Source organism: Desulfovibrio sp. ZJ369 (assembly GCF_011039085.1).
Classification (GTDB): Bacteria; Desulfobacterota; Desulfovibrionia; order Desulfovibrionales; family Desulfovibrionaceae; genus Desulfovibrio.
The window spans coordinates 119,596-133,928 of record NZ_JAAKEI010000001.1 but is presented as its reverse complement, the minus strand read 5'-3'; the positions used below and the strand labels follow the sequence as shown (position 1 = coordinate 133,928).

Annotated in this window: 10 protein-coding genes; 3 read left to right on the top strand and 7 right to left on the bottom strand. The window is 63.8% G+C overall.

Translation table 11 applies throughout. The features are described 5' to 3' along the window. Positions 1-46 precede the first annotated feature (46 nt). Genes G7Y51_RS00580 through G7Y51_RS00570 form a run of 3 tightly spaced genes read right to left on the bottom strand, consistent with a single transcriptional unit; the run spans position 47 to position 2,681 of the window. On the bottom strand, positions 47-742 hold the full coding sequence (locus tag G7Y51_RS00580) for a hypothetical protein (RefSeq protein WP_241160081.1): 696 nt from the start codon (positions 740-742) through the stop codon (positions 47-49). Then, positions 736-1,305: a bifunctional adenosylcobinamide kinase/adenosylcobinamide-phosphate guanylyltransferase gene (locus G7Y51_RS00575; RefSeq protein ID WP_165174483.1), complete on the bottom strand. Its 570-nt coding sequence runs from the start codon at positions 1,303-1,305 to the stop codon at positions 736-738. Before G7Y51_RS00575 ends, G7Y51_RS00580 begins: the two co-directional genes overlap by 7 nt. Beyond that, a complete protein-coding gene (locus tag G7Y51_RS00570) occupies positions 1,302-2,681 on the bottom strand; it encodes a hypothetical protein (protein WP_165174482.1) in 1,380 nt (459 codons plus the stop codon). The genes G7Y51_RS00575 and G7Y51_RS00570 overlap by 4 nt, the downstream gene beginning before the upstream one ends. Positions 2,682-2,908: 227 nt before the next feature. Between G7Y51_RS00570 and G7Y51_RS00565 the strand changes: the two genes are divergently transcribed. The 3 genes from G7Y51_RS00565 (at position 2,909) to thiD (ending at position 5,730) form a co-directional block, all read left to right on the top strand. After that, positions 2,909-3,097 carry a hypothetical protein gene (locus tag G7Y51_RS00565; RefSeq protein WP_165174481.1) on the top strand — a complete coding sequence of 63 codons (189 nt, stop codon included), beginning with the start codon at positions 2,909-2,911 and terminating at the stop codon, positions 3,095-3,097. Between the two features lie 110 nt (positions 3,098-3,207). Next, positions 3,208-4,644: a carbon starvation protein A gene (locus G7Y51_RS00560; RefSeq protein ID WP_165174480.1), complete on the top strand. Its 1,437-nt coding sequence runs from the start codon at positions 3,208-3,210 to the stop codon at positions 4,642-4,644. 285 nt (positions 4,645-4,929) lie between these two features. Then, positions 4,930-5,730, top strand: coding sequence for a bifunctional hydroxymethylpyrimidine kinase/phosphomethylpyrimidine kinase (thiD, locus tag G7Y51_RS00555; protein WP_165174479.1), 801 nt, complete (start codon positions 4,930-4,932; stop codon positions 5,728-5,730). A 207-nt stretch (positions 5,731-5,937) separates the two neighbouring features. Here thiD and G7Y51_RS00550 read toward each other — a convergent pair whose 3' ends face one another. The 4 genes from G7Y51_RS00550 to G7Y51_RS00535 all read right to left on the bottom strand — a co-directional run bounded on the left by G7Y51_RS00550 (position 5,938) and on the right by G7Y51_RS00535 (position 14,156). Continuing rightward, on the bottom strand, positions 5,938-7,338 hold the full coding sequence (locus tag G7Y51_RS00550; protein ID WP_165174502.1) for an aminopeptidase: 1,401 nt from the start codon (positions 7,336-7,338) through the stop codon (positions 5,938-5,940). A 19-nt stretch (positions 7,339-7,357) separates the two neighbouring features. Further along, positions 7,358-8,770 (bottom strand): L-seryl-tRNA(Sec) selenium transferase, encoded by a 1,413-nt coding sequence (selA, locus tag G7Y51_RS00545; protein ID WP_165174478.1) that lies wholly within the window; start codon positions 8,768-8,770, stop codon positions 7,358-7,360. Positions 8,771-9,009: 239 nt separating this feature from the next. Further along, complete coding sequence (locus G7Y51_RS00540) at positions 9,010-11,574, bottom strand: PEP/pyruvate-binding domain-containing protein (protein ID WP_165174477.1); 2,565 nt, start codon at positions 11,572-11,574, stop codon at positions 9,010-9,012. Further along, positions 11,574-14,156, bottom strand: a complete 2,583-nt coding sequence (locus G7Y51_RS00535) for a sigma 54-interacting transcriptional regulator (protein WP_165174476.1) — start codon at positions 14,154-14,156, stop codon at positions 11,574-11,576. Before G7Y51_RS00535 ends, G7Y51_RS00540 begins: the two co-directional genes overlap by 1 nt. Positions 14,157-14,333 lie beyond the last annotated feature (177 nt).

The following is a 14,333-nucleotide window of genomic DNA, read 5'->3' as shown; positions in this document are numbered from 1 at the left end:
TACTCCCGCAGCACATCAGCCTTTGTGATCTTTCTTCCCGAAAGGGCTAGGGAACCACATTCCGGCTTTCCGCAGCCACACGGTCCAGAAGTTCCTCCAGATTTTCCACGGCCGTCAGACGGCAGCCGTCATCCACCGGGCTGACGCGGCCCAGCACGGCATACGTCTCGCCGTTGCCTGCGTCGTGCACCGTAAAAGGCACAAGCCAGCCCTGGCCGTCGCGACGGGCCTGGCCGATCTCGCGGATTTCCTTGCGTCCGGTGGAGGCATCGGCAAAAAGCGGAGCCAGAAGGCCTTGGGCAGCCTGCCCCGTGGGCTTGCGCCCGGCAAAAGCGCCGGAAGCCACGCCGTTGATCACAAAGGCCCTGATCTCACTGAAGAGCAGGCTGCGCACATTGACGCCCCCGCTGTCCTGGCCCGCTGCCTGGGAAAAGAGTATTGCCAGCAGCGGCGGCAATTGTCCGGCCACTTCCGGTTTTTGCGCCTCCCGTAAAAAAAGGTCCAGGGCCTCGTCCAGAATGGCGTCGAGATCCACAAGGCGCTCAAAGGCCGCCACGTCAGCCGCGTCCACGGCCTTGCCTGCCTGCGCGATGCAGAGACGCGCCTGCTCCGCGCCCGGATCGGCGGATGCAGCGGACGCGGGCGCGGCCGCAAGGCAGGGCATAAGCCAGGCCAGGCAGCAGATGAAGCGGAAAACCGCCCTCACAGGGCGGCAGAAAGATGCGTGCGCGCGTATCAGCATATCTCCTCCGGCAACGGCCCCTTGAGAGCCAGGGGCAGACCGCAGCTCACAAAAATCACACGGGGGCAGGCCCTGGCCAGCATCTGATTGGCACTGCCCAACACATCCCGGTACAAACGGCCCAAAGCAGTGCCGGGCACAATGCCCAAACCCGTTTCGGCACTGACCACAGCCGTGGGCAGCCCCGGCGTTTCAAGCCAGGCGGCCAGGGCCGCCACCCTTTCCAGCGCCGCATCCGGCGCGAAATCGGAGGCCAGCAGATTGGCAAGCCAGATGCTCACGCAATCCAGCAACAGCACGCCGGGCAGCGGCTCGGACGCAGCGGCGCGCTGCTCCAAAAAATCCCTCACTGCGGCCAGCGGGTCCAGGGGCTCCTCCAGGCACTGCCAGCCCACGCCCCGTTGCGCCTGATGCCGGGCCACGCGTTCGGCCATCTCGGCATCCTGCGCGCGACAGGTGGCCAGAAAAAGGCGGCGGCACGCCCGGGCCTCAGCCCAGCGCTGGGCCAGCCCGCTCTTGCCGCTGCGCGTGCCGCCCACAAAGAGCAAAGCAGACCGGCTCACCGGCCCTGGCCGCCTACCTGGACAGGAGCGGGCACGGCAGGCTGGGCCGCCGGGATGTTTGGCTGCGCAGCCGGGAGTCGCGCCCCGCTCTGCGGCGCGGCAGCGCCGCCGGGTACAGGCGCGGGAGGAGCGGCAGCGGGCCGGCCCGCAGGCAACGTGCCGGCAGACGCCGGTCGCGCGGCAGCGCCTGCTCCGGCCTGGGCGCAACGCCGGGCCAAATCCCGCAGAATGCCCGCGGCGCTTTGCACGGACGCCAGGGCCTGGGGATCATGGCGCAAACGCCGCTCAACCCAGTGGGCCAGAAAAAGGAGCGAATCCTCATCCAAGGCGTGGCCGCCGCCTTTGCGGATGGCTGCCACCAGGGCCCGCTGCGCGGTTGCTCTCTCTTCCAGGGCGCGGCGGTAGCGAGCGCTCAAGCCGTCTACCCGCAGTTGAACCGCGGAGATGCGGGACGCCGGGGCCTTGTCCTCGCGCAACTGATCCAGATCGAAAACAGCCACGGTCATTTGCGAGCTGATATCCACCGCGGCTTGCGCAAGCTGTTCCAGCTCCTTGAGCCGCCTGTTCAGATCCGGCATCGCGGCCACGCCTTCCAGACCCCCGGCCACCATCACGAAACGGCCTGCGAGGAGCATGAACATCTGCCGGGTCTGTTCCGGCGTCAAGCCCCTGGCAAAAGCCTCGCGGCCCAAGGCTGCCATGAAACGTTCGACATAGAGCGCGTACAGGTTCTGAAGCATGGTGGGATGAAAGGCATACCGCAGGATCGCCTCGCGGCCGCCCCCGGCCAGGCCGGTCATTTTCGTGCCGTAACGCTGGTTGACGCTTTGCACGCTTGCCGCAAGCGAGCCGCCGCCCGCTCCCGGTTTGTAGCGCGAGACCAGATACGCTGCCAGATCCTCCACAAAGCCGGGTCGGACCTTGCTGTCCTCCGTGACCTTGGGGAGCGCAGGCTGCGCCGAATCCAGACCCGGAAGACCGCCGGAAGCGCTGCCCGCAAGGCCTGCCTGCCCCGGCGGCAGGGAAGTATCCACCGGAGAACCCACTGTGCCCTGCACGTTCTGACCGGCAAAGGTGCCGGGCGCGGTGTTGGGACTGGTTACGGACGGCGGCAAAGGCGGCGGCGCGTCGCGCAGCAGATCGCTGACCCCGGCCAGAGGCGTGCCGCTGGTGGCGTTGTCAATGGCAGCGGCAGCCTGGTCCCGCCATTGCTCGCGGGTTTCCTTGTCGCGGGTGAGCCAGAATGCGGCGCCGCCCACCGCCAGAACCGCCAGCAGGGCCAGCACAAGGAGTTTACGGCCGCCGCCCCTGCCGGGTCGGGGCTTGGGAAGGTTCATGATGTCGGGAACCTGAGGCGCTTTTTTTTCCAACTTCATCCGGATCTCCTCATAAAGGGGATGCAGCCGCAAGCAGACCGCAACCAGGGGAGTTGCAGCAGACAGCGTCATCCTGAGCGATAGAACAGGGCAACCGGGCAAACTTCTCGGCCGGGCAGTGCGAAGTCGGGGCAGTCAAAGCGCTCACGCCGCCGGGGCCCGGCAAAGGCCGGGCCCCGGCGCACGACTGCGCCATGCCGACAGAGCGTGGTAAAAGGCGAACGCTCTTGGCCACAGCACATCGACTCTGCTTTTCTATTTATACCATCCCTTTTGTTGAGTGTGAAGACTTTTTCCAGAGACTTTCTCAAGCAATCCGCCGCAACGCGGCGGCATTGCAACGGCGCGAAAGCACATTGCTGTCAACGATGCTGCATGGCGATGGCCAGAACGCGCTGCAGAGAGCCGGATATTGACGCCGAAGTGACATCCGGGTAATTAAGAAGCACTCTTGCATCAAAAAAGATTGCCCGGCGTGGGCACTCATTTTGACAATCTCAACCACTCGCGTGCGCAGAGAAAAGCTATGCCAAATTATGTCTACTTTCTCTTGGCTGTGGCGGCCTTGTTTCTCGGCTACTGGATTTACGGCAGCATTGTGGAAAAAGTTTTCGGCGTGCAGCCGGGCAGACCCACTCCGGCCCAAACCCATGCCGACGGCGTGGATTATGTGGAAATGCCCGTCTGGAAAGTCTGGCTGGTCCAACTGCTGAACATTGCCGGTGTGGGCCCGGTGTTCGGCCCGATCCTGGGCGCGCTGTACGGCCCTTCGGCCCTGCTCTGGATTGTGATCGGCACCATTTTTGCCGGGGCCGTGCATGACTACATGTCCGGCATGCTTTCCATTCGGTACAACGGGGCCAATGTGCCGACCATCGTGGGCTATAACCTGGGCAATGCCGCTAAACAGATTATGCGGGTCTTCGCCGTGGTGCTTCTGGTGCTGGTGGGCGTGGTCTTTGTGGCCGCTCCGGCCTCGCTGCTGGCCAAGCTCACGCCCGGCTGGATGAACCTGACCTTCTGGGTCTGCGTGATCTTTGCCTATTACTTTCTGGCCACGATCATGCCCATCGACAAGATTATCGGCCGCTTCTACCCTGTTTTCGGCGCGATCCTGATTTTCATGGCCGTGGGCATCACGGTAATGATGTTCGTCAGCGGCACGGAATTCTACAACTCCATCGAATGGGCCAACCAGAATCCCAAGGGGCTGCCCATCTTCCCCATGGTCTTCATTACCATTGCCTGTGGCGCGCTCTCCGGCTTCCACGCCACCCAGTCCCCGCTCATGGCCCGCTGCATGGCCAATGAAAAGCTGGGCAAGTCCGTGTTTTACGGCAGCATGGTGGCCGAGGGCTTCATCGGCCTGGTCTGGGCCACAGTGGGGATGAGCTTCTATCACGGCCCTGAGGCCCTGCAGGCCGCTCTGGCCAACGGCGGCCCCGGCAACGTGGTCACCCAGTCCTCCTTTGCCCTGATGGGCGGCGTGGGCGGCGTGCTGGCCATCCTGGGCGTGGTGGCGCTGCCGATCACCTCCGGCGACACGGCCTTCCGCGCCGCGCGCCTGACCATTGCCGAAACCTTCAATTATTCCCAGAAGGCCGTGCCGCCGCGCCTTTTGATCGCCGTGCCCATGTTTCTGATCGGCATCATTCTTTCCCAGGTGAACTTTGACATCATCTGGCGCTACTTCGGCTGGGCCAACCAGTCTCTCGCCACGATCATGCTCTGGGCCGCGGCGGCCTATTTGTACCGCAAGGGGCGCTTCCATTGGATCTGCTCCTTGCCCGCCGTGTTCATGACCGCTGTCTGCGTTTCCTACATCTGCTTTGAGCGCACCATGGGCTTCGGCATGAGCATCGAACTTTCCAATACCATCGGCGTCATTGCGGCCATTGCGGCTTTTGTGGCTTTTATGCTGCTCGGCCGCAAGAGCGTGACGGGCGCGCCGCAAAACGCCTGAGCCGCGAGCTGCGCAACGACGCCGCGGCAGTAGCGGGCGGCAAAACGCCCAGCCACAAAGCATTCCGGGGCAGGACGGCAAACGTCCTGCCCCTTCTCTCCTGCTCTTCACGGAAGATGCGCTTAGGGCGTTTTCTCTTTGAAAATGCTCTAATTGCTGTCTTCATCCGTAGCCTCCTTCGTCGCAACGGCTGAAGCCTGGACGCGAAATGATGGCAGCGAAGTGATTGAAAATGGATATTTTCAATCAAAAAATGCTCTAAATGTACCCATAAGGAACGCATATATGCCGACTCCCCCCAACATTCTGACTATCGCCGGGTCCGACTCCGGCGGCGGCGCGGGCATCCAGGCCGATCTGAAAACCATCATGGCCCTGGGCGGCTACGGCATGAGCGTGATTACCGCGCTCACAGCCCAGAACGGTCTTGGCGTCACGGGCATACACGCCCCGGAACCGGACTTTGTGGCTCTGGAGCTGCGCACTGTGCTGGAGGGCTTTCCCGTGGCCGCGGCCAAAACCGGCATGCTCTTTTCCGCACCGATCATCCGAGCCCTGAGCCCTATCCTGCGCCGACGCGGCTTCCCCCTGGTGGTGGACCCGGTATCCGTAAGCCAGAGCGGCAGTCAGCTGCTGCAAGAGGATGCCGTGACCGCGCTCAAAGAAGAAATCCTGCCCGGCTGCGAGCTGCTCACGCCCAACCGTCCCGAAGCCGAAATGCTCACCGGCTTGAGCATCAGGAATGTGGAGGACGCCTTTGCGGCCGGTGAAAAACTGCTTGGGATGGGGGCCAGGGCGGTCTTGATCAAAGGCGGGCATATGCACAACGCTGTGATGGTCGTTGACTGCCTGTGCGTACCCGGCGAGAAACCCAGGGCCTTGCCGCAAGCAAAGGTGGAAACCGCCAACAACCACGGCACCGGCTGCACGCTCTCGGCGGCCATCGCCACAGGCTTGGGCAAGGGCCTGCCGCTGCTTACGGCCGTGACCAAAGCTCAGGAATTTCTCAACCTGGCTTTGCGCAAAAGCTATAGCCCGGGCAAGGGGTGCGGCCCTGTCAACCATGCGGCGGCGCTGAACATCTAGAGCATATTGCTTTTGAAACGCTCGCTCCGGCGCTTACGGCGAAAGTAAATTTCGCCTGCGCGGCGGGCATGGCTTTGCCATGCCCGCCGCGCGCCTCAGCCGTTGGCGGCTGTGGCTGGAGTGCACTCCCTTTGCAATCGGCTTGTTTTCCTTGTCGGAAAGGCAAAACTTCCCGATGTAGAGACACCAGATCCGGGGAAGATTCGCTCAGGCCTCCAGAAATGCCCTGTAAGCTTGCAGCGTGGCGTACAGATCCGCGCAGCTTGCCAGCTCAAAGGGGCTGTGCATGGAGAGCACGGCCGGGCCCAGATCAATGACCTGCATGCCGTAGGCCGCCAGAAAGAGGGCCACCGTGCCGCCGCCGCCCAGATCCACCTTGCCCAGTTCCGCGCTCTGCCAGGGGATGCCTTTGGCGTTGTACAGGCCGCGCAGCTCGCCGAAAAATTCGGCGTCCGCCTCGCTGGCCCCGTATTTTCCACGCGAGCCGGTGAATTTGGAGAAGCAGGGGCCGTACCCCAGCTGGGCGGCGTTCTGTTTTTCGTGCACTTCCTGAAAATCCGGGTCCAGGGCGGCCTGCACGTCGGCCGACAGGGCCCGGCTGCGCAGGAGCACATGCGACGCGGGCGTGCCCGGCGCCCAGGCTCGCGCCAGATCCTCCACGCAGTATTGAAAAAAGCGCGAGGCCGCGCCCGTGGCGCCGTCCGAGCCTATTTCCTCCTTGTCCCAGAAGATCACGGCCCTGTTGCGCGGCCCGTCTTTGGCCGTGAGCAGGGCTTCCAGGGCCGTGAACACGCAAATCCGGTCGTCCTGGCCGTAGCCGCCCACCAGGGCCTTGTCAAAGCCCACGAAGCGCGCGGGCCCGGCGGGCACGGCCTGGAGCTCGGCGGTGATCAGATCTTCCTCGTTGATGCCGTATTTTTTGTGCAGCAGGTCCAGAAGCTGTTCCTTGACGGCCTCCCCGGGCGCGTCCTTGCCCTCGTTTTTTGCTTTTTTTTCGACCTTGGGACTGTGGGCCAGTATGATATTCAGCTTTTCGGCCTCAAAAGCCTCGCTGAGGGTCTGCGCGCTCTGCTTCCGGGCCAGATGCGGCAGCAGATCCGCAATGCAGAAGACCGGCTCGCCCGGTTTCTCGCCGATGCTCACGGAAAGGCTTTGGCCGTTTTCGCGGATGATCACCCCGTGCAGGGCCAGAGGCCGGGCCAGCCACTGATATTTGCGGATGCCGCCGTAGTAATGGGTCTTGGCCTGAGCCACGCCGGGCTGCTCAACAAGCGGGCGCTGCTTGAGGTCCAGGCGCGGGGTGTCGGCATGGGCGGCAATCAGCGCCAGGCCCTTGCCCAGGGGTTCCTTGCCCCGCCGGGCCGCGAACAGGGCCTTGCCGCGCAGGGGGCGCAGCACGCGGCCGTTGCCGGATTTCGCGCCAAAGTCTTCGCTGTATCCGGCCTGGCTCAGGCGTTCGCGCACATAGTCCACGGTCTCGCGCTCGGTCTTGCAACGGGTCAGAAAGTCGATGTAGCGGGCGGCCAGCGCCTCCATTTTTTTGCGCTCCTGGGCCCCGGCGTAGATTTGCCAGGCGCTTTGGGGTTTGTAGGCCAGTGTTTTTTTCATCATCGTGTTTCCTTGTCAGTTATGATTGGCTGGGCGCGCACAACGCCCTTTGCAGAACCCGCAGGGCAGCGTTCCAGTCAGGCCGCTCCAGGGTGCGCGGATCCAGGCAGAAATTTTCTTCCTCCAGGCGGCCGAGCAGGGGCGGGTCCGCGTCCAGCAGGGCGGCTTTCAAGGCTGTGGCGCTCATGGCGGCCGGTTTGAGGCAAACCAGGGTGGTGGGCAGATCGCATTGGGGAAAGGCTCCGCCGCCCACGCGCGAGACATCGGGCCGCAAACTCACCCGGCAGGCCGGGCCCAGATGTTTGCGCAGGCGGGCGGCCAGCGCGCTGGCCTCGCGCGCCAGCTCGCGCGCCGGGCGGGCGATCCTGCGCAGAGTGGGGATGCGCTCTCTGGCCTTTTCCGGGTCCAGATAAAGGCGCAGTGTGGCCTCCAGAGCTGCCAGGCAGAGCTTGTCGCAGCGCAGGGCGCGGGTCAGGGGATTGGCCTTGAGCGCGTCCACCAGCACTTTGCGGCCCGCGATGATCCCGGCCTGCGGCCCGCCGAGCGCCTTGTCCCCGGAAAAGGTGGCCAGATCCGCTCCCTGGGCCAGGACAAAAGGCACAGTGGGCTCGTTGGGCAGGCCGCAGGATGAAAAATCCGTAAAACTGCCGCTGCCGAGATCTTCAATCAGGGGCAGCCTGTGCTCGCGCGCCAGAGCCGCCAGCTCCGGCAGGGACACGGCCGAATGAAAGCCCACAATGCGGTAATTGGAGGTATGCACGCGCATCAGGGCGCGGGTGTTCTCAGTGATGGCCGCGGCGTAATCCCGCAGATGGGTGCGGTTGGTGGCTCCCACCTCCCGCAGATGCGCGCCGCTTTTTTCCATTATGTCAGGGATGCGGAAGCTGCCGCCGATCTCCACCAGTTCCCCGCGCGAGACAATGACTTCGCCGCCCTTGCAGAAGGTGTCCAGCACGAGGAGCACGGCGGCGGCGTTGTTGTTGACCACCAGCGCGGCCTCCGCGCCGCTCAGGCGGCAGATCAGCCCTTCCACCAGATCATAACGGCTGCCGCGCCCGCCGCTGCGCAGGTCGAGCTCCAGGTTGCAATAGCCTTGAGCGGCCAGGGCCACGGCGGCACGGGCCTCCCGGGCCAGGACCGAGCGGCCCATATTGGTGTGGATCACAACGCCCGTGGCGTTGAGCACCGGCCGCAGGCAGGGGCGCAAGCCGGAACGGACATGAGCCAGCAGGGCGGGCAACTGCGCGTCCAGGCCCAGGGCGGCGGACTCCTGGCAGCGCCCGGCCCGGATATCCTGGCGTCGTTGCTCCCAGAAGGCGGCGGTCAGCTCGCGCAACAGGGCGCGCGGCGCCTGGGCCAGCCCCGGATCGGCGGCCGTCAAAGCCTCCAGGCAGAGGTCAACGGCGGGTATGGCGCGAAAAAGATTGCTCATGAGTTGTCCTGAAGAAGCGGTTGCGCGGGCGGCTTTCCGGCCATCCGGTTAGAGCATATTTCTTTTGAAACGCTCGTTCCGGCGCTTAACGGCGCAAGTAAATTGCGCCTGCGCCTATCTCTGCTGTCGTCATCCGTAAGGCGGCACAGCCGCCAGCGGCTGACGCGCACGGCGGGCATGGCTTCGCCTTGCCAGAGCGTTTAGCTCATTTCATTAGCAAACCGCTCTAGCAAAACGCTCTAATGGTATTCGCCGTTGAGAAATTTGGCGGCATAGGCCTGGACAGCCTCGTCGTCCACCATGAGCATATCCATCTGGCGGGTCATGATTAAAAGCCGCCCCAGTTGATCCAAGCGCGAGAGCAGTTCAAGCTTGGGGTATTTCTGGTAGCGCGCCCGTATTCTATCGCCGTTGACCACGACGGTAAAGCCGAGTTCCGTGAGAATCAGGCCGATGCAGCGCACGCGCCGGGCTCGCTGCACGCTTCCTGCCGCGCCGCCCGCAAATTCAAAACGGATATAGTTTTTACTGAGCGTGTCGCCGCACCAGGTGTCCAGAATGGCGTAATGATAGCCCACACGCGAGGAAAAGTTGAGGTAGCGATCGGAAACAATGGCGTAGCTGCGTTCGCCGAAGCGCGCGCCGTTCTGCTGATTGCCGCCAATCATGCTCTGGCCCATCACGGAGAGAAAGCCGCGCATGTTCACAGGGCGGGGGCCGTTGGCCCGCACCGCCGGGTGGAGCATGCCGTCCAGAAGCTGCCGGAAAGGCACACTGGTCACATCCTCCGGCCCGACCAGCGCAGCTTCCGGTTTTTTCAGGCCGCCGCCCAGATCAATCACATACAGATCCAGCGGCACGGCGCATTGCAGGCGGCTGGCCACGCCCGCGCTGTTCTCCGAGACGCTGTCCGAGAGCAGAAACATCTCCGTATAGCTTAATTCGTGCGCGTAACGCATGACATCGTGGAGCGAGGTGCAGTTGCCCGGCGTGAAAAGTTCCGATTGCGGGTCCACCAGGTGCAAGGGCAGAATATGCGGCGCTATCCGCCGCAACAGAACCAGGGCGGGCGTATCGGCCCTGGGCAGCTTGCGGCTCAGGCTCAGAGCCAGCAATTCCGGCACCTCGCCCTTGAAAACGCGTCCTGAAAGGGCGTCCACCGTGACGACCTGCCCCGGCGTGAGCAGGCTGAGCGCGCCCGGCAGATTCATCAGCGTGGGCACGCCGAACTCGCGGCAGATGGAGGCCATATGCCCGGTCAGGCTGCCTGTTTCGGCAATGACCGCCGCGGCTCGCGGCATGGCCGGCATGGCGTTGGGCGAGGAGTGGGCCAAAAGCATGACCGCGCCCTCCGGAAAGTGGGTGAGATCCTCGTCGGGGTGGGCCAGGACCACGGGGCCGCAGCCCACGCCCTTGGCCGCCACATCCGCCCCGCGCAGCAGGGGCCGCATATGCCCCAGCGCGGGCGCGGCGATTTCGGCGCCGCAGTCCAGGCACATGGGCCGGGTTTGGAGCAGGATGATCCGATCTTCCTCATCCACTGCCCATTCCAGATCCTGCGGATACTGATAATGGCGTTCCAGGGTCAGGGCCAGGGCCGCCAACTGTTCCACCTGGGCATGGCTGAGGCAGGGCACGTCGCGCAGAGTCTCTGGCACGTCCACGACCTCGCTTTCAACCTTGCCCTCCTTGCGCACAAGGAGCAGCCGCGCCTCCTTATGGGCTACGGTTTCGCGGCTTATGCGCCGCGTGGCGCGCGAAACCAGCCATTGATCCGGCGTGCCCGTGCCGTCCACCACCATTTCCCCGAGGCCCCAGAGACCGTTGATCAGCACGCAGTTGGAACGCAGATCCACAGGATGCCTGGAAAACGCGACTCCGGCCGCCTTGGCCCGCACCATTTCAAGGCAGCACAGGCCCATGCCCGTGGCGTCCAGGGCGTAGCCGTGGACGGCCCGGTAGGCCAGGGCGCGGGGGGAAAAGAGGCTGGCCACCACCTTTTTGAAAGCCATGAGCAGATCCTGCCGCGTGACGCCCAGAATACTGCGGTACTGCCCGGCAAAGGACTGCACGCCGTCTTCGGCAATGGCGCTGGAGCGCAGGGCGGCCACAATATCGCTTTCCGCGCCGAAAACCTCGTCCCAGGCCGCCAGTATGGGGCCGCTCACTTCATCGGGCACCGGGGCATTGAGGATCAGCCGCTCCACTTCCCGGGCCGCCGCGCTGATAGTGGACGGCTTTTCAGCGTCCACGGAGCGCAGCTGGCTGTAGATGTTTTTGAACAGGCTGTTGCTGCGCAGCAAAAAGAGGCTTCCGGCCTTGATGGTAATGGCGAAACCGCGCGGCACGGGCATATCCAGCATATTGCGCAACTCGCCGAGATTGGCGTTTTTGCCGCCCACGCTGTATGCCATGCTGGCGTCCACTTCGCTGAGCGGCAGCGTCAGGGAGGTCACGTCCCCGCGCGCGTACTGCTCAAGCTCCCGCACAATGCGCTCGCTGATGGCTTCCACCACCGCGCCGAGCTCCGCATGGCGCTGCGAGGACATGTCGTTGAGACAGCCCGCCATCCGTTCGCACTGAAAAATAGCCCGCCGGGCCTCTTTGCGCACCTGGCCGATTTCCAGGCTGCGCTCGCCGCGCTGGGCCGCGTCCAGGGAGGCCAGAATGCCCGCGAGATCCGCGTTGGCCTGCAAAAGTTCCTTGAAGGAGGCGTAACGCCGGGTAAAGACGGCCATGGCCTTTTCCCGGCTGATGCGTCGCGTCAGGCCCAACAGTTTCCGCACGGTATCCACGGCGTTCATCAGGAGGCTCCTTTTTCCGTCTGCCTGTCATCCGCGACGCCGGGGCGCGCCGTAAACATATAACGCTGGGCCGGGCCGCGGCCCACCTTATACATCAGGCCGAGCTGCACCAGCAATTGCAGATCATACTGGGCCGTGCGCATGGAGATGCCTTCTCCGGCCAGGGCCTGATATTCCTGGCGGCTGATGCTCCCCCGATCCTTGAGACAGGGCAGCAGCGCCCGCTGGCGGTAGTTGAGCAACGTCGTATCCGTGGCCGGCCCGGCGGCCTGGGCCGTGGCGTCGGGCCGGGCGTCCGGCGTCCTTTCCGCAGGCCCGTTGTTTTCCGGAGCGGCGGCGTCAGCTTCGGGATGGGCGAGAGCGTCTTTTTTTGCAGGATGCGCCGGAGGCGGCGGCGAACCGGGCCCGAACTGAATATTTTCCGCATAGAGTATGTGCCCCTCGCAGAATGTCAGCGCCCTGGTCAGGGTATTTTCCAGCTCGCGCACATTTCCGGGCCAATGGTGGCGCATGAGCTTGTCCAGAGCCCCGCGGCTGATTTTGGGGAGCGCGCGGGCATGGCCCGCACCGGAGGCTTCCACGGCGCGGGCCAGAAAATAGACCACAAGAGCCGGGATATCTTCCTTGCGCCGCCGCAGGGGCGGTGTGCGGATGGTCAGGACCGCGAGGCGGTAATACAAGTCCTCGCGAAAGGAGCCGTCCTGGGCCTCGCCGTGCAGCTCGGCGTTGGTGGCCGCAATGATCCTGGTGTCAAAAGGCAGATCGTGATCACTGCCCAAGGGCCGGATGCTCCGGGTGGAGAGGGCGCGCAGCAGGGCCTGCTGGACTTTGGGCGTGGCGTTGCCTATCTCGTCCAGCATCAGGGTTCCGCCTTCAGCGGCCAGAAAAGCGCCTTTGCGGGCCTGCCTGGCCTCGGTGAACGCGCCCTTCACATGGCCGAAGAGCGTATCCATCAGCAGGGTTTCATCCAGAGCGCCGCAGTTGATGGTGATAAAGGGACCGTCGGCGCGGCGGCTCAGGCTGTGGATGGCCTGGGAAACCAGCTCCTTGCCCGTGCCGGTTTCGCCCACGATCAGAACATCGGCAAGCACTTGCGCGGCCTTTTGAATCTGGCTGTGCAGGGCCTGCATGGGCGCGGAAGTTCCGACCAGGCCTTTTTCGGGCAGCGCGGCGGGACTGGGCAGGCCTTCAACTGGTTCCCGCTGCCATTGGGCGGTCTGCATGGCCTCCTGGGAGATCTGGTCGGCTCTGGCCAGGCGCAGGCGTTCCAGAAGCACGTTGATATTCTGCTTGATCCTTTCCAGCTCCGGGGGCAGGCGCGGCAGGCAGAGGGCTGCGGCGTCGTCATGCTCGTTGCGGCTTTGCAGCTCGGCGCTGAGAATGTTCAAATGTCTGCCCATGCCCCGGGCGAGCCACCAGAGACTCAGCCCCAGCAGCAGCAAGCCCCCCAGAAAACACAAGACATAGGTGCCCACGAGTTGCAGGCCCGTGTGCGTGGCCGTGAAGCTGGTGTCCAGCACGGCAAGGCCGCCCAGAACGGTGCGCGGCCCTTCGGCATTGGGCATGAACGTCACGGGCGCATAGCTGACGCCTTCCACCCGCAATTGCCCGTCGCTCCAGGCTGTGGCCTCGTTGGCAAGGAAAAATTGCCCGGCATGGCCGTTCTGCACGTCGGCCACGATGTTCCAGTAATTGAGATGCTCCGGTCCGGGGCGAAAGGCGACGCTGAAGCCGGGCCGGCCGAAATCCCCGCGAAAGCCTGCCCGCACCGCGTCCGAGCTCAGCGCGCTTTCTTTGCTGTTTTTGTCCGTCGTTTCGGATTGAAAGAGCATCCAGCCCTCCTTGTCGAAAAAGAAGCTGCGGATGCGGGTGCTTTCGCTGCCTGCGTTGATCGGCGCTTCGGGGGAGGAAAAGAGCGAAACCGCGTCGCGCAGGACCTCAAGATCCAGCGAGAGAACCAGAATGCCCTGGAAATTCCCTTCCCCGTCATAAATGGGAGTGGAAAAGCGGATGACATACAAGGGCAGGCTTTGCAGGGAGTCGTTGATCCGCACCATGGGGTAGACCACTTCCAGCGGCTGGCTCACGTTGACATGGCCGGGGCGCTGCCCCGCGCTGATGGTCTGAAAGGGGCTGGCCGGCGTATCCAGAGCCGTCTGGGGGGGGATGACGATGATCTCGCCGCCGTAGTTCAGGAGCAGAAAGCGTTTTTCAGGGCTCAGGCCCATGAAGGCCACTTCGCGGTAGCGCAGACCTTCGGCCTGGGCGCGGAATTTGAGCCTGCGCAGCATATCCTGCCGATCCATGGAGCCTGCGGCCAGAATCAGCAACTGGTTGCGCGTTTCCACCAGGATTTGTTCCAGGGCAAGGCTGATGGCCTGGGCCTGCAGTTGCGCGTTGCGCGCTATTGCGCGATTGACGATGCTTTCAATGCTTCGCCCGGTAAGGAAAAAAATCAGCAGCAGCACCAGGGCGAGCAGCGGCAGGCCCAGGAGCAGCATGCGCTTTGCAAGGCTGCGGTTCAGAAAAAAAGAGGCGTTTTGCAGCGATCCGCTGCGGGAGAGGGAGCTGAAGATGCGCATTCTCCTCCTCTTTGCGCAAAAAAGCGCAAGCATGAACCGAGTATAGGCGAGAAAAAAAACATTGACAAGCAAATCCGCCGCAATGGGGCAACCCGGACGCGCTTGCGGCGAGCTAGCTGTCTGTGATCGTGCAATGGCACGGCCTTTGCTTTAATTTTCACAAATTATCGGCAAGTG